This is a genomic window from Microvirgula sp. AG722, assembly GCF_003269145.1.
Taxonomy (GTDB): domain Bacteria; phylum Pseudomonadota; class Gammaproteobacteria; order Burkholderiales; family Aquaspirillaceae; genus Microvirgula; species Microvirgula aerodenitrificans.
In genome coordinates, this window is sequence record NZ_QLTJ01000015.1 from 38263 (window position 1) to 59625 (window position 21363).

19 protein-coding genes are annotated in these 21363 nt (G+C 65.1%); 12 read left to right on the forward strand and 7 right to left on the reverse strand.

The genetic code is table 11. The features are described from left to right. Positions 1 to 42: 42 nt before the first annotated feature. The 7 genes from DFO50_RS15505 to DFO50_RS15535 all read left to right on the forward strand — a co-directional run bounded on the left by DFO50_RS15505 (position 43) and on the right by DFO50_RS15535 (position 7809). Entirely contained in the window at positions 43 to 1032 is a 990-nt protein-coding gene (locus DFO50_RS15505; RefSeq protein ID WP_028499468.1) for an aminoglycoside phosphotransferase family protein, read from the forward strand. A gap of 17 nt (positions 1033 to 1049) precedes the next feature. Next, the gene (gene murU / locus DFO50_RS15510; protein WP_028499467.1) at positions 1050 to 1733 is read left to right on the forward strand and encodes an N-acetylmuramate alpha-1-phosphate uridylyltransferase MurU; all 684 of its coding nucleotides are present in this window, start codon (positions 1050 to 1052) and stop codon (positions 1731 to 1733) included. Positions 1734 to 1747: 14 nt separating this feature from the next. Beyond that, positions 1748 to 2284 carry a crossover junction endodeoxyribonuclease RuvC gene (gene ruvC / locus DFO50_RS15515; RefSeq protein WP_028499466.1) on the forward strand — a complete coding sequence of 179 codons (537 nt, stop codon included), beginning with the start codon at positions 1748 to 1750 and terminating at the stop codon, positions 2282 to 2284. A 253-nt stretch (positions 2285 to 2537) separates the two neighbouring features. Beyond that, positions 2538 to 5150: a leucine--tRNA ligase gene (gene leuS / locus DFO50_RS15520; protein ID WP_028499465.1), complete on the forward strand. Its 2613-nt coding sequence runs from the start codon at positions 2538 to 2540 to the stop codon at positions 5148 to 5150. 67 nt (positions 5151 to 5217) lie between these two features. Next, positions 5218 to 5748: an LPS assembly lipoprotein LptE gene (lptE, locus tag DFO50_RS15525; RefSeq protein ID WP_158537486.1), complete on the forward strand. Its 531-nt coding sequence runs from the start codon at positions 5218 to 5220 to the stop codon at positions 5746 to 5748. After that, entirely contained in the window at positions 5748 to 6755 is a 1008-nt protein-coding gene (gene holA, locus DFO50_RS15530; protein ID WP_028499464.1) for a DNA polymerase III subunit delta, read from the forward strand. The genes lptE and holA overlap by 1 nt, the downstream gene beginning before the upstream one ends. A gap of 115 nt (positions 6756 to 6870) precedes the next feature. Next, positions 6871 to 7809, forward strand: coding sequence for a patatin family protein (locus DFO50_RS15535; RefSeq protein WP_028499463.1), 939 nt, complete (start codon positions 6871 to 6873; stop codon positions 7807 to 7809). Positions 7810 to 7878: 69 nt separating this feature from the next. Here the strand turns inward: DFO50_RS15535 and DFO50_RS15540 are convergent, their stop codons facing one another. Continuing rightward, positions 7879 to 9585, reverse strand: a complete 1707-nt coding sequence (locus DFO50_RS15540) for a proline--tRNA ligase (protein WP_028499462.1) — start codon at positions 9583 to 9585, stop codon at positions 7879 to 7881. Between the two features lie 197 nt (positions 9586 to 9782). On the opposite strand from DFO50_RS15540, the gene DFO50_RS15545 reads away from it, so the two are divergent. Next, entirely contained in the window at positions 9783 to 11651 is a 1869-nt protein-coding gene (locus DFO50_RS15545; protein ID WP_107889060.1) for a potassium transporter Kup, read from the forward strand. On the opposite strand, the gene ampD is transcribed toward DFO50_RS15545, so the two are convergent. Continuing rightward, positions 11652 to 12209: a 1,6-anhydro-N-acetylmuramyl-L-alanine amidase AmpD gene (gene ampD, locus DFO50_RS15550; RefSeq protein WP_107889061.1), complete on the reverse strand. Its 558-nt coding sequence runs from the start codon at positions 12207 to 12209 to the stop codon at positions 11652 to 11654. Positions 12210 to 12288: 79 nt separating this feature from the next. Between ampD and DFO50_RS15555 the strand changes: the two genes are divergently transcribed. After that, entirely contained in the window at positions 12289 to 12810 is a 522-nt protein-coding gene (locus tag DFO50_RS15555; RefSeq protein WP_107889062.1) for a hemerythrin domain-containing protein, read from the forward strand. Here DFO50_RS15555 and DFO50_RS15560 read toward each other — a convergent pair. The 5 genes from DFO50_RS15560 to DFO50_RS15580 form a co-directional block, all read right to left on the reverse strand. After that, a complete protein-coding gene (locus DFO50_RS15560) occupies positions 12807 to 13862 on the reverse strand; it encodes a sodium:calcium antiporter (RefSeq protein ID WP_233495287.1) in 1056 nt (351 codons plus the stop codon). The two genes, DFO50_RS15555 and DFO50_RS15560, sit on opposite strands and share 4 nt — an antisense overlap. A 607-nt stretch (positions 13863 to 14469) precedes the next feature. Next, a complete protein-coding gene (locus DFO50_RS15565; RefSeq protein ID WP_028499458.1) occupies positions 14470 to 16260 on the reverse strand; it encodes a 2-isopropylmalate synthase in 1791 nt (596 codons plus the stop codon). Positions 16261 to 16413: 153 nt separating this feature from the next. Then, positions 16414 to 17205 carry a dioxygenase gene (locus DFO50_RS15570; protein WP_112692839.1) on the reverse strand — a complete coding sequence of 264 codons (792 nt, stop codon included), beginning with the start codon at positions 17203 to 17205 and terminating at the stop codon, positions 16414 to 16416. 174 nt (positions 17206 to 17379) lie between these two features. Beyond that, complete coding sequence (pssA, locus tag DFO50_RS15575) at positions 17380 to 18168, reverse strand: CDP-diacylglycerol--serine O-phosphatidyltransferase (RefSeq protein WP_169735647.1); 789 nt, start codon at positions 18166 to 18168, stop codon at positions 17380 to 17382. A gap of 71 nt (positions 18169 to 18239) precedes the next feature. Next, positions 18240 to 18884: a phosphatidylserine decarboxylase gene (locus DFO50_RS15580; RefSeq protein ID WP_028499456.1), complete on the reverse strand. Its 645-nt coding sequence runs from the start codon at positions 18882 to 18884 to the stop codon at positions 18240 to 18242. A 392-nt stretch (positions 18885 to 19276) separates the two neighbouring features. Here DFO50_RS15580 and DFO50_RS15585 point away from each other — a divergent pair, with 392 nt between their 5' ends. The 3 genes from DFO50_RS15585 (at position 19277) to DFO50_RS15595 (ending at position 21360) form a co-directional block, all read left to right on the forward strand. Continuing rightward, the gene (locus tag DFO50_RS15585) at positions 19277 to 19690 is read left to right on the forward strand and encodes a hypothetical protein (protein ID WP_146745120.1); all 414 of its coding nucleotides are present in this window, start codon (positions 19277 to 19279) and stop codon (positions 19688 to 19690) included. A 10-nt stretch (positions 19691 to 19700) separates the two neighbouring features. After that, positions 19701 to 20318: a hypothetical protein gene (locus DFO50_RS15590; RefSeq protein WP_028499454.1), complete on the forward strand. Its 618-nt coding sequence runs from the start codon at positions 19701 to 19703 to the stop codon at positions 20316 to 20318. 112 nt (positions 20319 to 20430) lie between these two features. Continuing rightward, complete coding sequence (locus tag DFO50_RS15595) at positions 20431 to 21360, forward strand: hypothetical protein (protein WP_036386083.1); 930 nt, start codon at positions 20431 to 20433, stop codon at positions 21358 to 21360. Positions 21361 to 21363 lie beyond the last annotated feature (3 nt).

The following is a 21363-nucleotide window of genomic DNA, read 5'->3' on the forward strand; positions in this document are numbered from 1 at the left end:
AAAATCGCACAGTTTGCCATTTGCCGCAATTCCGGACACCCGATGACACGACTTTCCACCCTGCAGAACTGGGTCAGTGACCAGTGCGCCGTACCGAACCTCGAACTGACGCCCGCCTCGAGCGATGCGAGCTTCCGCCGCTACTTCCGCGCGGTGCTGCCCGACCGCAGCGTCGTGGTGATGGATGCGCCGCCCGAGCACGAGGACTGCCGGCCGTTCATCCACGTCGCCGGACTGTTTGCCGATGTGCATGTGCCGAAAATCCATGCCAGTGACCTCGATCAGGGCTTCCTGCTGCTGGAAGACCTCGGCTCGACCACCTATCTGGACGTGCTCGATGCCGACAACGCCCGCGCACTGTATCTGGATGCCATCGACGCGCTGGTGCGCATCCAGCTCGCCAGCCGCCCCGGTGTGCTGCCGGATTACGATGCCGCGCTGCTGACGCGGGAAATGTCGCTGTTTCCGGACTGGTTCGCCGGTACCCATCTGAAAAAACCATTCACGCTGGCCCAGCGCAAGGTCTGGGACGAAGCGGTCGAACGGATTGTCGCCAATGTCCTGGCCCAGCCGAAGGTGTTCGTCCACCGCGACTACCACAGCCGCAATCTGATGCTGTCCGCGGGTGACAATCCCGGCGTCATCGATTTTCAGGATGCGGTGTACGGGCCGATCACCTATGACCTGGTGTCGCTGCTGAAAGATGCCTATGTCGAGTGGGATGAAGAGTTCTGTCTCGACCTGGTCATCCGCTACTGGGAAAAGGCGCGCAAGGCCGGCCTGCCGGTCGACCCGTCGATCGACCAGCTGTATCGCGACTACGAGTGGATGGGCGTGCAGCGCCACCTGAAAGTCGCCGGCATTTTCGCCCGGCTCAGTCACCGTGACGGCAAGGACGGCTATCTGAACGATATCCCGCGCGTGCTCACCTATCTGAAGCGGGTGTGCAACCGCTATGTGGAACTGCGCCCGCTGGGTGAGCTGATCCGCGACCTGTCCGGCGAAGTGACCGCGACCGGTTTCACCTTCTGAGCATGACGATGACGGACATGAAAGCCATGGTGCTGGCAGCCGGTCGCGGCGAGCGCATGCGGCCGCTGACCGATACCACGCCCAAGCCGTTGCTGCAGGTCGGGGCGGAACCGCTGATCGGCTGGCACCTGCGCCATCTGGTCCGGGCCGGGCTGAACGATATCGTCATCAATACCGCCTGGCTGGGGGAACGCATTGAACAGGTGCTGGGCGATGGCGCCGGTTACGGCGCGCGGCTGCACTATTCGCGAGAGGGCACGGCGCTGGAAACCGCCGGCGGCATCGCGACCGCGCTGCCGTGGCTGGGCGAGCGGCCGTTCATGGTCGTCAATGGTGATGTGCTGACCGATATCGACTTTGCCGCCCTGGCCCGCGCCGGCGCGATGCTGGACGGCGTGACCCGGCTTGCGCACCTGGTGCTGGTCGCCAATCCGGCGCATCACCCGCACGGGGACTTCGACCTCGATGCCGACGGGCGGGTCGTCGACGCGCCGCGGCATACCTTCAGCGGCATTGGCGTCTATCACCCGGCGCTGTTCGTCGGGCTGGCCGCCGGTCAGCCGGCGAAGCTGGCGCCGCTGCTGCGCGAGGCCATGGCGCGGCGCCAGGTCAGCGGCGTGCTGCACGACGGGCTGTGGCTGGATGTCGGCACGGTCGAGCGACTGGACGCGGCACGGCAGATCGCGGCGGCATGGTCGTGAGCACCACGCCGGGTCTGGCAGTTCCCCGTCGCCTGCTGGGCATCGATCCCGGCTCGCGGGTGACCGGCTTCGGCGTGATCGACATCATCGGCCAGCAGCGGGTCTATGTGGCCTCCGGCTGCATCCGCACCCAGCCGGGGGCGCCGCTGACCGATCGCATCCGCACCCTGCTCGACGGACTGTCCGAAGTGGCCGCGGCCTATCTGCCGGCCGAGGCGGCGGTCGAGCAGGTATTCGTCAACGTGAATCCGAAGGCGACGCTGATGCTGGGCCAGGCGCGTGGCGCCATCCTGTCCGCGCTGGTGCTGGCCGGTCTGCCGATTTCCGAATACACCGCGCTGCAGGTCAAGCAGTCGGTAGTCGGTCACGGCAAGGCCGACAAGACCCAGGTCCAGCACATGGTGGTGCGGCTGCTGAAACTGTCCGGCACGCCGCAGGCCGATGCGGCCGATGCGCTGGCGGTGGCGCTGTGCCATGCCAATCACAGTCATGCTGCCATTGCCGGCTTTGCCCGCGACGGGCTGCGGATACGCGGCGGCCGGCTGGCCTGAATCGTCCGCCCCGGGTCCGATCCCTGCACCCGACACGGTGTCGGTCGTGCGCCGCAGGTGGTATGGTCGTGTGGCACAGCCTCAGTCCGCCGCCGCCCGTTCTCTGCGCCGAGGTTTATCGACCTCCTGACGGCGGATATACTCTGCTGCAATACGGACGCTGTTTTCAGTCGCGCGACCTTCACCAGGGGCGCGCGATACGTTTTCAAGCCCCCCGATTTCCTACTTACCGACAGATTTGCGATTGCCCGACATGCAAGAACACTACAGCCCGCGCGAGATCGAAACCGCCGCGCAACAACACTGGGACACCACCGCCGCGTTCCGCGCCGTCGAAGACACCGCCAAGCCGAAGTTCTACTGCCTGTCGATGTTCCCGTATCCGTCGGGCAAGCTGCACATGGGCCACGTCCGCAACTACACCATCGGCGACGTGCTGTCGCGCTACATGCGCATGCGCGGTTTCAATGTCCTGCAGCCGATGGGCTGGGACGCGTTCGGCATGCCGGCGGAAAACGCCGCGCTGAAGAACCAGGTCGCACCGGCGGCGTGGACCTATTCGAACATCGACTACATGCGCGCCCAGCTGAAGCGGCTCGGCTTCGCCATCGACTGGGAACGGGAAGTCGCGACCTGCAAGCCCGACTACTATCGCTGGGAACAGTGGTTGTTCACCCAGCTGTTCAACAAGGGCATCATCTACCGCAAGAACGGGGTGGTGAACTGGGACCCGGTCGACCAGACCGTGCTGGCCAACGAGCAGGTGATCGACGGGCGCGGCTGGCGTTCGGGCGCGCTGGTCGAAAAGCGCGAAATCCCGATGTACTACTTCAAGATCACTGCCTACGCCGACGAGCTGCTGGCCGATCTGGACAAGCTGGACTGGCCGCCGCAAGTGGTCACCATGCAGAAGAACTGGATCGGCAAGAGCTTCGGTGCCGACATCGTGTTCCCGTATGACGTGGATTCGATCGGTCATGCCGGCGAGCTGAAGGTGTACACCACCCGTCCGGACACGCTGATGGGCGCGACCTATGTCGCCGTCGCTGCCGAGCACGCGCTGGCCACCCAGGCCGCCGCCGGCAACCCGGCACTGGCTGCCTTCATCGCCGAGTGCAAGCGCGGTGGCGTGTCCGAGGCCGACCTCGCCACCCAGGAAAAGAAGGGCATGGCGACCGGCCTGTTCGTCGTCCATCCGCTGACCGGTGAAAAGCTGCCGGTCTGGGTCGCCAACTACGTGCTGATGGGGTACGGCGAGGGGGCGGTGATGGCCGTGCCGGCGCATGACGAACGCGACTTCGCCTTCGCCAATCTGTATGCGCTGCCGATCAGGCAGGTGATCGCCCGCCGCGACGGCGACAATGATTACGATGCCGGCCAGTGGCAGGAATGGTATGGCGCCAAGGACGACAGCGTGCTGACGGTGAACTCCGGCAAGTACGACGGCCTTACGCCGCAGGCGGCCTTCACCGCCATCGTCGACGACCTGGCCGCGCAGCAGCATGGTGCAAAGCGCACCCAGTATCGCCTGCGCGACTGGGGCATCTCGCGCCAGCGCTACTGGGGCTGCCCGATCCCGATCATCCATTGCGACAGCTGCGGCGACGTGCCGGTCCCGGCCGACCAGTTGCCGGTGGTGCTGCCGGAAGACGTGGTGCCGGACGGTTCCGGCAATCCGCTGGCCAGACTGCCGTCGTTCTACCAGACCACCTGCCCGACCTGCGGCAAGCCGGCCCGGCGCGAAACCGACACCATGGACACCTTCGTCGAGTCGAGCTGGTACTTCGCCCGCTATGCGTCGCCGGACTGCGCCAACGGCATGGTCGATGCGCGTGCCGGCTACTGGATGAATGTCGACCAGTACATCGGCGGCATCGAACACGCCATCCTGCACCTGCTGTACGCCCGCTTCTTCAACAAGCTGATGCGTGATGAAGGCCTGCTGAACAACGACGAGCCGTTCCAGCGCCTGCTGACCCAGGGCATGGTGGTGTGCGAAACCTTCTATCGCGACCTCGACAATGGCGGCAAGGAATGGATTGCCCCGGCCGACGTCGTCATCGAACGTGACGGCAAGGGCAAGATCGTTGCCGCCACCCATCGCATCGACGGCCTGCCGGTCGTGGTCGGCGGCATCGAGAAGATGTCGAAGTCGAAGAACAACGGCGTCGATCCGCAAGCGCTGATCGAATCGCATGGCGCCGATACCGCCCGCCTGTTCATGATGTTCGCCGCCCCGCCGAGCCAGTCGCTGGAGTGGTCGGACGCTGGCGTCGAGGGCGCATTCCGCTTCCTCAAGCGGCTGTGGAAGACCGTGCACGAATTCGTGGCCGATGGCGTGGTGACGGCCTATGCCGGCGGCGAGCTGGATGCCGGACAGAAGGCGCTGCGCTTCAAGCTGCACAGCACCATCCAGAAGGTCAGCGACGACTTTGGCGTGCGCCAGCAGTTCAATACTGCCATCGCGGCGGTGATGGAATTGCTGAACACCTATGACAAGACCGGTCGTGGCGATGCCACCGGCCGCGCGGTCGGCCAGGAAGTGCTGGAAACCGCCGTGCTGCTGCTGTCGCCGATCGTGCCGCATATCGCCGAAGCGCTGTGGAGCGCCCTGCGTCCGGACAGCGCCCTGCTCGACCAGGCGTGGCCGCTGGTCGATGCCGCCGCGCTGGTGCAGGACGAAATCGAGCTGGTGGTACAGGTCAACGGCAAGCTGCGCGGCAATGTCACGGTATCGAAGGATGCCGGTCGCGACGCGATCGAGGCCGCCGCGCTGGCGAACGACAATGTGGTGAAGTTCATGGAAGGTCGTCCGGCGAAGAAAGTCATCGTCGTGCCGGGCCGGCTGGTGAACATCGTCGTCTGAGATTGACCCCCGCGCCCCCGCCGCCAGTGACGGGGGCGCCCATTCACCGGGAGCCCCGATGTTTTCCATGCGTACCGTATTCGTCGCGCTTGTCGCGCTGGCCCTGACTGCCTGCGGCTTCCACCTGCGCGGCAGTCCGGAAGACACGGCAATGATGAAAATGCCGTTCAAGTCGGTCTATGTGGCGCCGGGCAGCCAGATTTACCCGTCCATCGTGCGTCAGCTGGCCTTCCGCCCCGACGTGGTACGGGTGAACGACATCAAGGCCGCCGAGGCCGTGCTGCGCGTGGCCGGCGAACACCAGGAGAAGGAAACCTCCGCGCTGACCCGTGCCGGTCAGGTTGCCGAATACCGGCTGATCTACTCGGTCACGGTCACGCTCGAACGCAACAAGGTCATGTATGGCGAACCGGTCACCGTGCGCGTGCACCGGACCTTCCCGTACAGCGACAACTCGGTGCTGGGCAAGGCCGAGGAAGAACAGACGGTCTGGAAGTCGCTGCGTGACGATGCCGCCACGCTGCTGCTGTACCGCATCGCTGCTCTGAAGCCGGTCGACCCGCTGGCGCCGGTGGCAACACCGCCGGCCAAACGCTGATGCAGAAGCGTATCGACGAGCTCGACCGGCTGCTGGCCGGCGGGCTCGCACCGCTGTATGTCGTGCATGGTGATGAAACCCTGCTGGCGCTGGAAGCGGCGGACGCGATCCGTGCCCGCGCGCGCCAGGACGGGTACCAGGAGCGTGAAGTCCTGACCGTGGAAAGCGGCTTCGACTGGTCGTCGCTGACCGCGGCGGCCAGCAGCGTGTCGCTGTTCGCCGACCGCAAGTTGCTGGAAATCCGCATCCCGTCCGGCAAGCCCGGTACCGAGGGCGGGGCGGTGCTGGCAGCCTTTGCCGCCCGGCTGCCCGAAGACACGGTGACGCTGGTGCAACTGCCGAAGCTCGAACGCGCGCAGATGAGCGGCAAGTGGTTTTCGGCGCTGGACGCCGCCGGCATCGTGCTGGCCGCGCAGCCGGTCGAACGGCGCGAGCTGCCGGCCTGGATCGCCCGCCGGCTGGAACGGCAGCAGCAGAGGCTGACGCCGGACGCACTGGCGTTCATGGCTGACCGGGTCGAAGGCAATCTGCTGGCGGCGCGGCAGGAGATCGACAAGCTGGCGCTGCTGCACCCGCCTGGCGAACTGGATCTGGACGCACTGCGGGCCGCGGTGGCCAATGTCGCCCGCTTCGATGTGTTCAAGCTGTCCGAGTCCTGGCTGGCCGGCGATGTGGCCCGGGTCACGCGCATGCTGGCCGGTCTGAAGGCCGAAGGCGAGGCGCCGGTGCTGGCACTGTGGTCGGTGGCCGAGGAACTGCGCGGCCTGATCCGTCTCCGTGTCGGTCTCAAGGACGGCAAGCCGCTGGCGGCGCTGATGAAGGAAAACCGGATCTGGGGCGAGCGCCAGCGACTGGTCGAACCGGCGCTGCGCCGGCTGTCGCAGGCCAGGCTGCAGACCGCGCTCGGCCAGTGTGCCGACATCGACCGTGCGATCAAGGGCGCCGGTGACGGCGACCCGTGGGACAAGCTGGAACACCTGCTGCTGGCCCTGAGCCGCACGCCCTGATCTGCTGCGGGCGAACGCTCGTCCGTTCCGCGTCGCGGGCCCGTCCGGTGGGCGGTAGACTGAAAGCGTTTACTTGATAAGGACTGGCGCCCTTGCGACGGCCCCGGGACGCAGTATGGGATACAAACTCGGCATCAACACCCTCGGCATGCACGGCCAGGGCGGGCCGCTGGATGCGCTGCCGTATCGCAAGATCGCGCTGGTCTGCGAAGGCGGCGGCCAGCGCGGCATTTTCACTGCCGGCATTCTCGACACCTTCCTGAAGCAGGATTTTTTCCCGTTCCAGCTGATGATCGGCACCTCGGCCGGCGCCCAGAACGTCTCGGCCTATGCGTGCGGCCAGCATGGCTATGCACGCGACGTCATTACCCGGCTGACCACCAGCCGCGAATTCTTCAACCCGATGCGCTTTATCCGTGGCGGGCACCTGATCGACCTGGACTGGCTGCTGGACACCACTGCCCAGTCCTGTCCGCTTGATCTTGAACAGGCGCGCCGCCGGCTGGAAGGGCGTGAGCTGCTGCTGTGCGCCTGCCGCAGCGATGATTTCCGCCCGGTGTACTTTCGCGTGCAGCAGGATGACTGGCTCGGTGCGATCAAGGCATCGAGTGCCGTTCCACTGTTCTACCGGCGCGGCGCGGTACTGAACGGCGTGACCTATCTCGATGGCGGCGTGCGCGACGCCATCCCGGTGCGCGAGGCCTGGCAGCGTGGCGCCGACCTGATCGTGGTCATCCGCACCACGCCGGCCGGCGTCATGGAACCGCCGCCCTGGCGCCTGCGCATGCAGGGCGCACTGGCGAAAAGCCGCTTCCGCGACTGGGTCGCCCTGTTCGAGTCGCACGAGCAGAGCTATGTCGATACGCAGAAATTCATCGAAAACCCGCCCGGCAACCTGCGCATCGTCGAAATCGCGCCGCGCCGGCCGCTGCGCAGCCGCATCGTCGGCAGCTCGGCGGGGGAACTGGACAGCGATTACCGGCGCGGCACACTGTGCGCCCGGCATTTCCTGAACAAGGTTGCCCCGTACCTGCAGCAGGTGGACCCGCGCTGAAACCGGTCTGGCGTCCGGCAAAAAAAGCCGCCGGGCAGCAGCCGGGCGGCTTTGTCGTGGCGGAGCAGATCAGCTTGCGAGTTTGTTCCGGATCAGCGCGGCCACGTCGGCCAGCGGCACACTGGTCGCGGCACTGTCGCGGCGTTGCTGGTATTCGACGTTGCCTTCCTTCAGCCCCCGGTCGCCGATGACCACGCGGTGCGGCAGGCCGATCAGCTCGCCGTCGGCCAGCAGCACGCCCGGGCGCTCGTCACGATCGTCCAGCAGCACATCGATGCCGGCTGCCTTCAGTTCGGCGTACAGCGCGTCGGCGGCTGCCTTGACCGTCTCTGAGCGGTGATAGCCCATCGGCACGATGCCGACGGTGAACGGGGCCATTGCATCGGTAAAGACAATGCCGCGCTCGTCGAAGTTCTGCTCGATCGCTGCGGCGACAATGCGGCTGACGCCAATGCCGTAGCAGCCCATTTCCATGACCTGTGACTTGCCGTCGCGGTCGAGGAAGGTGGCCGACAGTGCTTCCGAATACTTGGTGCGCAACTGGAATACGTGGCCGACCTCAATGCCGCGGCACAGCGCCAGTTCGCCCTGGCCGTCCGGACTCGGGTCGCCGGGCAGCACATTGCGCAGATCGGCGACTTCCGGTTCGGCGACATCGCGGCCCCAGTTGACGCCGGTGTAGTGCTGGTCGTCCTCATTGGCGCCGGTAATCATGTCGGCCATGGCGGCGACGGTGCGGTCGGCAATGACACGGCCCTTGAACCCGACCGGACCCAGCGAGCCGGGGCGGGCACCGAAGGCAGCCTCGATGTCGGCCGGCGCGGCGAAGGTCAGCGGCGAGTCGATACCGTCGATCTTTTCCGCCTTCAGCTCGTTCAGGGTGTGGTCGCCACGAACCAGCAGCAGCACCGGGCCGTCGCTGCCGTTGACTACCACCGCCTTGACGGTGGCCTTGATGTCGACATTCAGGAAGGACACCAGGTCGGCGATGGTCTTGACCTTCGGCGTGTGCACCTTGCACATCGGTGCGCTCGCTGCCGGACGCGGCGTGGCCGGGGCGACGGCCTCGGCCAGCTCGACGTTGGCGGCATAGCCGGAGGTCGGGCAGTAGGCGATCACGTCCTCGCCGGAGTCGGCCAGCACCTGGAACTCGTGCGAGCCGGTGCCGCCGATCGAGCCGGTATCGGCCGCGACCGGGCGGTACTCGAGGCCCAGACGGTCGAAGATGCGGCAATAGGCGTCGTACATGGTCTGATAGGTGGCCTTCAGACTGTCGAAGTCGGTGTGGAACGAGTACGCATCCTTCATGACGAATTCACGCGCGCGCATCACGCCGAAGCGCGGGCGGACCTCATCGCGGAACTTGGTCTGCACCTGGAAAAAGTTCAGCGGCAGCTGCTTGTAGCTTTTCACTTCCTTGCGCACGACGTCAGTGATGACTTCCTCGTGGGTCGGGCCGACGCAGAAGTCGCGGTCGTGACGGTCCTTCAGGCGCAGCAGCTCCTTGCCATAGAACTCCCAGCGGCCGGATTCCTGCCACAGTTCGGCCGGCTGGATGGCCGGCATGATCAGCTCGACGCTGCCGGCGCGTTCCATTTCCTCACGCACGATGCGTTCGACCTTCTTCAGCACGCGAAAGCCGATCGGCATCCAGGTGTACAGACCGCTGGCCAGGCGCTTGATCAGACCGGCGCGCAGCATCAGTTTGTGACTGGGAAGTTCGGCTTCGCTCGGTGCTTCCTTGAGCGTGGACAGGAAAAATTGGCTGGCGCGCATGGTGACGATATCCGTTGGAATACTGGCAAAATTGTCCTGATTGTAGCGTGCGGCGGGCACGGGCGAACAGGGAGGTGCGGCGTTTCCGCCACTGGGATCAAACGGATCATGAAGATGTATTACTCCCGGCGCGTTGCACAGACTACAATTCGACCGTTTCCGTTGCACCGCCGGCTAGTCCCGGCGGTTTCGCTTTCATGCAGACTGCCACTACGTCCAAACCGTTGCCTCCCGTTGTCATCGCCGCCCTCGGCGTGGTCTTCGGCGACATCGGCACCAGCCCGCTGTACACGCTGAAGGAATGCTTTTCTCCAGCGCACGGGCTCGCGCCGACGGCAGACAACGTGCTGGGCATCCTGTCGCTGATTTTCTGGGCGATCATGCTGGTGGTGTCACTGAAATATGTTGCCTACGTGTTGCGGGCCGACAATAACGGCGAAGGCGGGGTCATGGCGCTGATGGCGCTGGCGCTGCGCGCCAAGCGCAGCTGGAGCCTCGGCCTGATGATCGTCGGTGTCGCCGGTGCGTCGCTGTTCTACGGCGATGCCGTGATTACTCCCGCCGTGTCGGTGCTGTCCGCTGCGGAAGGGCTGGAAGTGGTGACGCCGGAGCTCACGCCGTATGTGCTGCCGCTGGCGATCTGCGTGCTGGTGGCCCTGTTCTTCGTCCAGCGTTACGGCACGGCGAAAATGGGCACCTGGTTCGGCCCGGTCATGGTGCTGTGGTTTGCCTCCCTGGCTGCGCTGGGGCTTTACAACATCATGCAGGTGCCGGAAGTCCTGGCAGCCCTGAATCCGTATCACGCCTTCCTGTTCGTCGAGACACACCGCTTTGCCGCCTATCTGGCGCTGGGTGCCGTGGTGCTGGCGCTGACCGGTGGCGAGGCACTGTATGCCGACATGGGCCACTTCGGCCGCCGGCCGATCCGCTGGGCCTGGTTCGGCCTGGTGCTGCCGTCGCTGACGCTGAACTACTTCGGCCAGGGGGCGCGCATCATCAAGGAACCGTCCGCCGTCACCAATCCGTTCTTCAACCTGGCGCCGGACTGGCTGGTGCTGCCGCTGGTGGTACTGGCGACACTGGCCACGGTGATCGCGGCGCAGGCGGTGATCTCCGGCGCCTATTCGCTGACCCGTCAGGCGGTGCAGCTCGGCTACTGCCCGCGGGTCGACATCCGGCACACGTCGGAAAACGAAATCGGCCAGATCTACATTCCGGTGGTCAACTGGGCACTGCTGGCTTCGGTGCTGATCGTGGTGCTGGTGTTCCGCAGCTCGTCGGCACTGGCCGCCGCCTATGGCATCGCCGTGACCGGTACCATGGTGCTGACCACGATTCTGGCTTTCATCGTGTCGCGCTATCGCTGGCGCTGGCCGCTGCCGGCCGCGCTGGCCGTGACCGCCTTCTTCCTGAGCATTGATCTCGCCTTCTTCAGCGCCAACGTGCTGAAGGTGGTGGACGGCGGCTGGCTGCCGCTGCTGCTGGGCCTGGTGATCTTCACCCTGCTGACCACCTGGAAGCGCGGGCGCGAGCTGCTGTACCAGCGCCTGTTCGCCGACGAACTGCCGCTCGACGACTTTATCCGCAACCTGGAATCCTATCCGCCGGCACGGGTGACCGGCACGGCGGTGTTCATGACCGGGTCGACCCAGGGGATTCCGCATGCGCTGCTGCACAACCTGAAGCACAACAAGGTGCTGCACGAGCGGGTGGTGCTGATGACGATCAAGAACGTCGACGAACCATTCATGCAGGACGACACCCGGGTCGTGGTCCGGCGGCTGTCGCCGGCATTCTGGCAGGTGATCGCGCGCTACGGCTTCAAGGAAAGCCCGAGCGTGCCCGACGTGCTGGCGCTGTGCGCCGAGCAGGACCTGGTGCTGGAAGAAATGGATACCTCGTTCTTCCTGTCGCGCGAATCGCTGATCTCGTCGTCGCGGCCGGGCATGGCACGCTGGCGCGAGCGACTGTTCGTGCTGATGTCGAAGAATGCGACCCGGGCGACCGACTTCTTCCACATCCCGGCCAACCGGGTAGTGGAAATGGGGACCATGGTCGAACTGTAGTCAGCCCTCGCTGCGCCACAGCGGCAGCCCGCTGCCGCGCGTGGTGCGCTCCCAGTCGAAGGTCGGGCCGGGATCGCGCTTGCGGCCGGGGGCGACATGCTCGTGGCCGGCCAGCTCGCGCACGCCCGGGTGGCGTGCCTTCAGCGCCTTCAGCAGCGGGATCAGCGTCAGGTACTGGGCATCGGTGAACGGATCGGTCAGATTGCCTTCCAGCTCGATGCCGAGCGAGAAGTCATTGCAGCGCTCGCGTCCGCGCCAGTTCGACACGCCGGCATGCCAGGCCCGCGCCACGGTCGGCACGCACTGCCACAGCGTGCCGTCGCGACGAATGAAAAAGTGGCTCGACACCCGCAGCCGCGCCACTTCCGCGTAGTACGGGTCGGCATCTGCTTCCAGCGTATTGGTGAACAGCCGCAGCACGGCGTCGCCGTCATAACAGTCCGGCGGCAGGCTGATGTGGTGGATCACCACCAGCTCGATGTCCATGCTGCGGGCATCGTGGTTTGGCGAACGGCACTGCCGTGCCGGGCTGCAAATTCCTTGAGCGTCGATAATCATCGGAGCGTGGGCCTGCGTCTACAATGGCGATCACTGTAGCAGATGCCGCCCGCCCCCGAATCCGCCTGGAGTCCGCCCGATGCAGCCAGAAGAACCGTTTGCCGCACCCGCGCCGAGCTTCGCCGCGCCGCTGGACATGCTGCATGCCTGTCACGACAAGGTGCGCCGCTTTGCCGGCTGGCTGGATGCCCTGCCGGCCTGGCTGGAACAGCACGGCTGCAATGACGGCGCCGTCAGCGCGGCGCAGGGCATCTTGCGCTATTTCGATATTGCCGGCCCGCTGCATCACGATGACGAGGAACGCGACCTGTTTCCGCTGCTGCTGGCCCGCGACCCGTCGCTGGCCGATGAAATCGCCGCACTGAAGGCCGAGCACCGCGCATTTGCCGGGCTGTGGGCGCAGCTGAAGCCGCAACTGGAAGCCGTGGCGGCGCGCCAGAGCGCCACGCTGGATGCCGCGCTCGCCCACGCCTTTGCCGGGCGCTACCGCGAGCATGCGGCACGTGAGGAAGGCGGGGTTTTCGCGCAAGCCGCCGTGCTGCTGTCCGCCGCTGAACTGGCGGCCATTGGCGAGCCGATGCAGGCGCGGCGTCGCGCCTAACTGAGCGTGATCGCCAGCACCAGATACGACGCGTACAGCACGCCGTTCAGCATCAGGTGGCGGATGCGGATACCGCCCGGATGACGGGCCAGATGCCGCAGCCAGCAGGCGGCGACCAGCGTGATCACCAGACCGAGGAATACTTCCGGACGCGGCACCCACGGTGTCAGCGCAATGCCGATGGCCGGCAGCAGGGTGCCCTGGAACACCATGGCGCCGGTGATGTTGCCGAAGGCCAGGGTGTCCTTGTCACGGCGGATCCACAGGATGGAATTGATCTTCTCCGGCAGTTCGGTGGCGATCGGAATGATCAGCAGCGACAGCAGCAGCGGCGAGATGTGCAGGAAGGACGAGGCGCCGGCCACGCCGTCGATAAAGCCCTCGGCGCCCCAGACCAGCAGCGTCAGCCCGAGACCGAGCTGAAGGACGATGGTGAACAGATTGACCGGCAGCCGCAGCCGCGCCAGATACATGGTGTTTTCCGCTTCGGTGCCGTGCCCGGCCTCGACCAGCGCGCTGGATGCCTTCAGCGTTACCAGCATATAGACGAAGTACAGCAGCACCAGCACGAACGACAGCATGCCGCGCAGGTGCAGGCTGTCATACTGGTGCGGGACGAACATGGCCAGCGTCGCAATGGCGTAGCCGGCCAGGAAGAAGCTCAGGTCGCGCTTGAGACCGGTCGGTTCCGGCCGGATATGACCGTGCAGTCCGCGCTGGCGCAGCGCGGCGATGGCCATCATGCAACAGGTCAGGGTGCCGAGCATCAGCGGCGCGCCCAGAATGGCGCCGACACCGATCTCGTGGTTGACCGCCTGGTCGGCGGTGCCGCCGATAATGGCCAGAATCGGCACCAGCGTTTCCGGCAGCGCGGTGCCGACTGCCGCGAACAGCGAACCGGTGACACCCTCGGAAATATGCAGCTTCTCGCCCAGATGCTCCAGCGCATTGGTGAAGATTTCGGCGGCGACAAGAATGACCAGCAGGAAGAAGAACAGTTCGGCGAACAGCAGCGGCATGACGATGGCCGGGTCAAAATGGCGGGCCGTCATTGTATGCCTGTGGCGGCGGCTGCGCTGCGGCTGCAGGCATCTCATCCGTATTGATTAGCGACGGTCCGCGACCCGGTGTGACCGGACAGATGCTGCTCAACCACGCTGAGCTTGAAACTCAAATCGTACTTCGCCATGAACCTCCCCCAAGCGTAGGTCGGGTATCCAACTTTTGGGGGGGGCGTTCAGCGGGGACGGAAGGGGCAGGATTGAATCAGGCGACTGCCGTGCTCACGACAGTTGCTGTCAGCCGGGCGTGTACCGGCGCCACTGCTGCCGCTGGTGCCCACCCTGCAAGAGAGCGAAGAACGGACGAGCGAAGCGAGGTTTCCCCGCGGCGGCGGGGACGGAAGGGGCAGGATTGAATCAGGCGACTGCCGTGCTCACGACAGTTGCTGTCAGCCGGGCGTGTACCGGCGCCACTGCTGCCGCTGGCGCCCACCCCTGCAAGCAGTCGAGGCCGCCCTTGGTAAGGGCGGCCCGGCGTCGACGGCGTGGATCACACGGCCGGACGGTATTTCCTGACCTCGGCGGCGGATCGCGCCGCGTTGGCGATGACGGGTCGGTTAACAGATGGATGACATCTGCCGACGGGATCTGGAGCGGTTCAGACGCTGCTGTGCTGAGCGTGCAGCCGTTCGGATTGGGAAAGCTTGTTCAGCGCCGACAGATAGGCCTTGGCACTGGCGACGATGATGTCCGTGTCGGCACCCTGACCATTGACGACGCGGCCGTCGCGGGCGAGACGCACGGTGACTTCGCCCTGGCTGTCGGTACCCTGGGTAATGGCATTGACCGAGTACAGTTCGAGCTCGCTGCCGCTGCTGGCGACGCTTTCGATCGCCTTGAACGTGGCGTCGACCAGGCCGGACCCGCTGGATTCGGCACGGCATTCCTGCCCCTGCTGGTTGAACACGATCTCGGCACGCGGCGACTCGCCGGTTTCGGTCGCCAGCTTCAGCGACACGAACCTGAACGCTTCCGGCTCATGGGCGCTCAGCTCTTCATTGGCCAGCGCCAGCAAGTCTTCGTCGAAAATTTCGCGCTTGCGGTCGGCCAGCTCCTTGAAGCGGGCGAAGGCTGCATTCAGTGCCACCTCGCTGGCGATCTCGATGCCGAGCTCGGTCAGCTTGGTGCGGAACGCGTTGCGACCGGACAACTTGCCGAGGGTCAGGCGGTTGGTCGACCAGCCGACACTTTCGGCCGACATGATTTCGTAGGTTTCGCGGTGCTTGAGCACACCGTCCTGGTGGATGCCGGATTCATGCGAGAACGCATTGGCGCCGACGATGGCCTTGTTCGGTTGTACCGGATAGCCGGTGATGGTCGACACCAGCTTGGACGTCGGCACGATCTGGGTGGCATCAATGCGGGTTTCCAGCCCGAACACGTCCTTGCGGGTCTTGATCGCCATGACGATTTCTTCCAGCGACGCATTGCCGGCGCGCTCGCCAAGGCCATTGATCGTGCACTCGACCTGGCGTGCGCCGCCCTGGATCGCGGCCAGCGAATTGGCGACCGCCATGCCGAGGTCGTTGTGGCAGTGGGTCGACCAGATCACCTGGTCGGCGCCGGGTACGCGGGCGATCAGCGTGCGCATGTGTTCCTGCCAGACTGACGGAATGCTGTAGCCGACCGTGTCCGGGACATTGATGGTGCGGGCGCCGGCCTTGATCACCGCCTCGAAGATGCGGATCAGGAAGTCGATGTCGGAGCGGACTGCATCCTCGGCCGAGAACTCGATGTCATCGGTGTATTCGCGGCCGACGGCGATGGCACTGACCGCGGCGGCCACCACCTCGTCCGGCGTCATGCGCAGCTTCTTCTCCATATGGATCGGGCTGGTGGCGATGAAGATGTGGATGCGGCCCTTCGCGGCCGGCTGGATGGCTTCACCGGCGGCCCGCACGTCGCGTTCGTTGGCGCGGGCCAGCGAACAGACCGTGCTGTCCTTGATGATGCCGGCAATGGCGTGGATGGCTTCCGCGTCACCCGGGCTGGCGGCAGCGAAACCGGCCTCGATGATGTCCACCCCCAGACGTTCCAGCTGGCGGGCGATGCGGATTTTCTCTTCCTTGGTCATCGCCGCGCCCGGGCTTTGTTCGCCGTCGCGCAAGGTGGTGTCGAAAATATAGAGGCGGTCGCTCATTTCACTATTTCTCCGGGGGTCAGGCGCGCTCGCAGTGAGCAGATAGGTGTTCAGATCGAAACGCCGGCCTTGCTGTGCCGCAAGTTGTGCCAGCTTGTTCAGCTGCGCCTGCGGCAGGCCGCCGCGTGCGCGCCATTTGTACACCGCTGCGCGGCTGATCGGCTCCTCGGGCCAGGCGCGCGTCAGCGCATCGGCCAGGGTGGCGGGGCCGCCAAAGTCGTCGATCAGTTTTGCAATGTCCAATGACATGGGTGTCTTTCCTGAAGTGCTGTAGGAAACTTACCCAATATCGGACAACCGGTCAAACAAAAATCGTAATCAAGCGTAAAAAACTTCATTTTTCCCATGTCCAAACAACAATATCGGACATATTGTCCGATATTGTTGTTGAAAAAAGGCGCATCAGGCTGTGGCGGACGGCACCGGATCGAAGCGATAACTGTCCATCGACAGCGCACTGTCCTCGCCGTGATAGAAACGTGTGGCCCGGGCCCCGGCCCCGGCGGCACCCAGCGCGACGAACAGCGGCAGCAGGTGCTCGTCGGTCGGGTGGGCACGCGTGGCGCCCGGTGCCTGGTGGCGATAGTCGAGCGCGCTGTCCACCTCGCCGGCCGTCAGCGTCCGGTACATCCAGTCGGCGAACGCCTCGACATAGGGCTGGGCCGGCAGACCGGACATCGCATCGCGCAGATTGTGGGTCAGGCTGCCGGAAGCCAGTACCAGCACGCCGTCGGCCGGCAGCGCCGACAGGGCCTGGCCGACCCGGTAATGCCAGGCCGGATCGCGGCGTGGCTGGACCGACAGCTGCAGCACCGGAATATCGGCCTGGGGATACAGTTCGCGCAGCGGCGTCCAGGCGCCGTGATCGAGACCGTAGTCGGGATCTGTCGTGGCCTCGATGCCGGCGCCGGCCAGCAGATCGACAATTTCCCGCGCCAGCGCCGGCGCGCCGGGGGCCGGGTATTGCAGCTGGTACAGCGGGGCGGGGAAGCCGTAGAAATCGTGGATGGTGGCCGGCTGCGCGGCGGTCGACAGTACCGGCGCCGGCGTGTTCCAGTGTGCCGACACGGCGAGAATGGCACGCGGGCGCGGCAGGCTGGCAGCCAGCGTGCGCCAGGCATGACCGATCTCGCCGGTATCCAGTGCCAGCATTGGCGAACCATGGGAGACGAACAGGGTGGGCAGGGTGGACATGAGGGCTCCTTCGCGGCGGATGTGTCGATGGCCCAGTGTCGCACTGCCAGCCCGGGAGATAAACCGGCTGGTTCGGTACGGTTTGTAGCGAAAACCGGAACAATCGCGTGGCAACAGGCCAGCAAAAAAGGAACCCGCGGGTTCCCTTTTTGCTGGCCTTGCCGATCGCGAACGTCAGTCCTGGCGCGGGCTGTCGTCTGCCTTGTCTGCCGGGCTGATGTCGAGCTCGGCACGCGGTACCGGTTCGACCGCGGGCTTGCGGCGTCCCATGCGCAGCAGTGCCAGCACATAGCCGGACAGCGCATAGACGACAAAGAAGCCGAACAGCACCAGCGCCGGCGTCGAGGCCGTCAGCAGGATGACCACCAGCACCACCAGCATGGCGACGAACGGCACCTTGGCGCGCGGATTGATTTCCTTGAACGAGTAGAAGCGGACGTTGGTGACCATCGAGATGCCGGCAAAGGCGGTGAACACCAGCGCGATCCAGTCGATGCCGGGCACGTCGAGGCTGTACGCGTGCACGATCCACACCAGGCCGGCGACCAGCGCCGCGGCGGCCGGACTCGGCAGGCCGGTAAACCAGCGCTTGTCGGCCACGCCGATCATGGTATTGAAGCGTGCCAGGCGCAGTGCCGCGCCGGCGCAGTAGATGAAGGCGACCATCCAGCCGAGCTTGCCGAAATCGCGCAGCATCCATTCATAGGCAACCAGTGCCGGCGCGACGCCGAAACTGACCATGTCGGACAGTGAGTCGAACTCGGCGCCGAAAGCGCTCTGGCTGTGGGTCATGCGGGCGACGCGGCCATCCATGCCATCGAGGATCATGGCAATGAAAATGGCCACGGCGGCCAGCTCGAACTGGTTGTTCATGCCCTGCACGATGGCATAGAAGCCGGCAAACAGCGCGGCAAGCGTGAACAGGTTCGGCAGCAGGTATATCCCCTGGCGGCGCAGGGGCATTTTTGTCTGGGTATCTGGCATGTGTCTGATGGGGGCGCAGCCGCGGAAGGTCTCCGCGGCCGGAGGCGATGTTATTCCGCCAGCTCGGCGAGAATGGTGTGAGTGGCGCTCACTTTATCACCGATGGCAACCTTGACGGTAGCCGACAGCGGCAGGTACACGTCCACCCGGGAACCGAAGCGGATAAAGCCGTAGCGCTGGCCACGGGCCAGGCGGTCGCCCGGCTTCGCGTAGCAGAGGATGCGACGCGCCACCAGACCGGCGATCTGGATAAAGGTGACCTCGGTGCCGTTGTCCATCCGCACCGATACCGCGTTGCGCTCGTTTTCGGTCGAGGCCTTGGCCATCGACGCATTCAGGAAGCTGCCGGCATGGTAGTTGACCTGGGTCACCGTGCCATCGACCGGGCTGCGGTTCGAGTGCACGTTGAACACGTTCATGAACACGCTGACCTTGATCGCCGGCTGCTTCAGCTGCGGGTCCTCGGTGCGTTCGACTACCACGATCCGGCCGTCAGCCGGGCTCAGTACGGCGTTCTTCTGCGTCGGGATGGTTCGCGCCGGGTCGCGGAAGAACTGCACGACAAACAGCGCCAGCAGCCAGAACGGCAGCGACCAGGCACCTATCGCATAGCTCAGGACAATGGCCAGGGCAACGGAGCAGACAATGTAGGGCCAGCCTTCGCGGGCCAGGATCGGGTGCGGGTAGTGATTCATGGACTCGTTCAGTTCGTAACCAGCGGACGATTGTAAAGCAGCCGTTGCTGTGACAGGCAGCTTTTCTGATCTGCCGGCGGGCGGGCCCGATGAATGTGCTGGCGGATTCTCAAAATCGGACGGCATTTTCGCTGGTGGGGATGACGTTGTCCCAGCATGCCTGACGGAATGTTCATCGTTGTCTACCTCCATGCATATGACAACTCATGAACAAAGCATATCCCTGCCTGCCCGAGTCATTCCTCACGGCTAAGTCCTGTCTCGGATATGAAACAGTCATGGCGTTCTGCCAGCGGTGTGAAAATAAAAATCCATTGAAATCAATGCGTTGAGTGGTTGGCACGCATCATGCCATATGAAGGGCAGAAAAGTCCGACACACCGGAGACCGCCATGAACACAACGTCCTACTTCCGCCCGATGCTGGTCAGCCTGCTGGCTGCCCATGCCGGGCTGGCACTGGCGGACGGCGGCAATATCGTCATCCGGCGCGAACTGCCTGTCACCCCGTATTTCCAGCTGGCGAACACGCCGAAAAATCCGCAGACCACCACCGTGAACACCGACCGCTCGCCCGAGGTGCTGGGCAGCATGGGGATCGGCGAAGCGAACAGTGCGCTGCTGGGGGCCCGGCCCGGGGTTTACGGCACCCAGTCGGGTTCGACTGCCCAGGCCGTCACGGCGCCGATCGGCAGCAACCTGTCGACGATGGGCGGCAGCCAGGGCGGCGGTGCCAGCGGCGGAGCGTCGGGCAGCCTGGGCGGCAGTATTGCCAACACCGTGGCCCGTTCACTCGGTATCCGCTGAGGACATGGCCATGAAGCGCACTCCCCTCTGCCTGGTCCTGCTGCTGCCGCTGGCGGCGACGGCGGCCGACATGGACACCCTGATTCAGGGCAGCGGCGGCCAGTCGGTCGGTCGTCAGGCGGTCAACCAGGCCGCCGGCCTGGGCAACCAGCAGGCGAACCAGACCGTGCTGTCGACGACGACGGCGGGGCTTGCACAAGCCGCCGCGCAAACCGGGCAGGCACAGCGGGTCACGGCCGGCGATCTGGCCGCGCTGGGCAAGAACAATTACAGCGCCAGCATCAGTGGCGGGAGCTTCCAGGGCGGGGTCGGCGTGCTGCAGGTCAATCAGGTCAGCGGGGGTTTCAACCAGACGCTCAACCAGTTTGCGCTGGCGACCGGACCGAATGCCAGTGCGACGACCACGGCCAGCCATGTCGGTGCGGTCGACGACAGCCGGCTGGCCGGTCTGACCTCCGCCGCGCCGGACAGTGGTGGCAGCGGGAACGAGGTGGCCGGCGGCAAGCGGCAGGCCACGATGGATGCGGCAAGTTTTCAGAATCTCAGTGGCGTGGTTCAGGTGAACCAGGTCGCGGGAAACGGCAATCAGGCAGGCAATGGCATCGCCCTGGCGGTACATGCGCCCTGATGGTCTGGCAGTGAGGCAGTGGCAGTAAGGAATTCACGGGGACGGGCAGTTCTCGACTCCATGATGCCGGCGCGGGCAAACGCGCATTCAATCAAGCAAGGAGAAACTCATCATGAAAACCCAGATCAAACTGGTTCTGCTGGCAGTGGCCGGCGCGTTCGCAGCCTCCTCGGCCCTGGCTGGTGGCGGTTACAACCCTCCGGGAGGCGGGGAAGACGGCGGCACCAAGTTCACCGACACCAAGAGCACCTCGTCGACGGTGAGCAATACCTCGACCGCCAGCAAGACCACGACCGGCAAGTTCGCCCAGGAATCCGACAAGAGCAATGTCGAAAAGGTCAGCACTGACATCAAGATCAACGGCGGCGGCACGCTGAACATCACGGCCAAGGCCGATGCGGCGACCAACACCCGTCAGGTCAGCTATCGCAATGATGGCGAGCTGGGTTCCAATGCGTCCGCCTCCGTCGACCACAGCGTGACCGGCAACCTCGGCAATGTCGGCCTGAACGTCGGCGCCGGTGATGGCAACCAGCAATCGAATGCGCTGGCCATTGCCGACCTGTCCTTCGTGACCGGTGGCGTCTCGGTGTCGTCGGACAGCTGCCGCGGTGGCGATTGCGGCAATGGCGGGACCAGCAGCAAGGGCGCGGCAGCCATTGCCAGCAGCCAGGCCGAGCAGGATGGCCAGCTGAACAACTGGTCGATCGGCCATGGCGACAAGCTGACGGCCGCGGTCTGGCACTCGGTCAACGGCAACACCGGCGTCGTGGGTGTGAACGTGGCGGCCGGTCAGGGCAACCAGCAAGGCAACAGCACGTCGATCGCCAATGCCAAGGGTGCCATCCTGGCTTCCGCGACCGCTTCGACCAGCCAGCAGCTTGACCACAACAAGTCCTTTACCGATCAGGCTTGCGATCTGACTGCAGCCGTCGGCAACTCGCTGATGAACAACACCGGCAACGTGGGTGTGAACATCGCTTCGGGCATCGGCAACCAGCAAGCCAACTCGCTGGTTATCGCAGCGGCTTCCGGCAAGTAAGGA

Bases quoted from the DNA above. Each gene is read 5' to 3' on its own strand.
- ampD (WP_107889061.1), bottom strand. From the start codon at position 12,209: ATGATTATCGACGCTCAAGGAATTTGCAGCCCGGCACGGCAGTGCCGT.
- DFO50_RS15585 (WP_146745120.1), top strand. From the start codon at position 19,277: ATGAACACAACGTCCTACTTCCGCCCGATGCTGGTCAGCCTGCTGGCT.
- DFO50_RS15535 (WP_028499463.1), top strand. From the start codon at position 6,871: ATGGGATACAAACTCGGCATCAACACCCTCGGCATGCACGGCCAGGGC.
- murU (WP_028499467.1), top strand. From the start codon at position 1,050: ATGAAAGCCATGGTGCTGGCAGCCGGTCGCGGCGAGCGCATGCGGCCG.
- DFO50_RS15505 (WP_028499468.1), top strand. From the start codon at position 43: ATGACACGACTTTCCACCCTGCAGAACTGGGTCAGTGACCAGTGCGCC.
- DFO50_RS15580 (WP_028499456.1), bottom strand. From the start codon at position 18,884: ATGAATCACTACCCGCACCCGATCCTGGCCCGCGAAGGCTGGCCCTAC.
- DFO50_RS15570 (WP_112692839.1), bottom strand. From the start codon at position 17,205: ATGTCCACCCTGCCCACCCTGTTCGTCTCCCATGGTTCGCCAATGCTG.
- DFO50_RS15595 (WP_036386083.1), top strand. From the start codon at position 20,431: ATGAAAACCCAGATCAAACTGGTTCTGCTGGCAGTGGCCGGCGCGTTC.
- DFO50_RS15555 (WP_107889062.1), top strand. From the start codon at position 12,289: ATGCAGCCAGAAGAACCGTTTGCCGCACCCGCGCCGAGCTTCGCCGCG.
- DFO50_RS15560 (WP_233495287.1), bottom strand. From the start codon at position 13,862: ATGACGGCCCGCCATTTTGACCCGGCCATCGTCATGCCGCTGCTGTTC.
- DFO50_RS15545 (WP_107889060.1), top strand. From the start codon at position 9,783: ATGCAGACTGCCACTACGTCCAAACCGTTGCCTCCCGTTGTCATCGCC.
- DFO50_RS15540 (WP_028499462.1), bottom strand. From the start codon at position 9,585: ATGCGCGCCAGCCAATTTTTCCTGTCCACGCTCAAGGAAGCACCGAGC.
- DFO50_RS15565 (WP_028499458.1), bottom strand. From the start codon at position 16,260: ATGTCATTGGACATTGCAAAACTGATCGACGACTTTGGCGGCCCCGCC.
- lptE (WP_158537486.1), top strand. From the start codon at position 5,218: ATGCGTACCGTATTCGTCGCGCTTGTCGCGCTGGCCCTGACTGCCTGC.
- leuS (WP_028499465.1), top strand. From the start codon at position 2,538: ATGCAAGAACACTACAGCCCGCGCGAGATCGAAACCGCCGCGCAACAA.
- DFO50_RS15590 (WP_028499454.1), top strand. From the start codon at position 19,701: ATGAAGCGCACTCCCCTCTGCCTGGTCCTGCTGCTGCCGCTGGCGGCG.
- holA (WP_028499464.1), top strand. From the start codon at position 5,748: ATGCAGAAGCGTATCGACGAGCTCGACCGGCTGCTGGCCGGCGGGCTC.
- pssA (WP_169735647.1), bottom strand. From the start codon at position 18,168: ATGCCCCTGCGCCGCCAGGGGATATACCTGCTGCCGAACCTGTTCACG.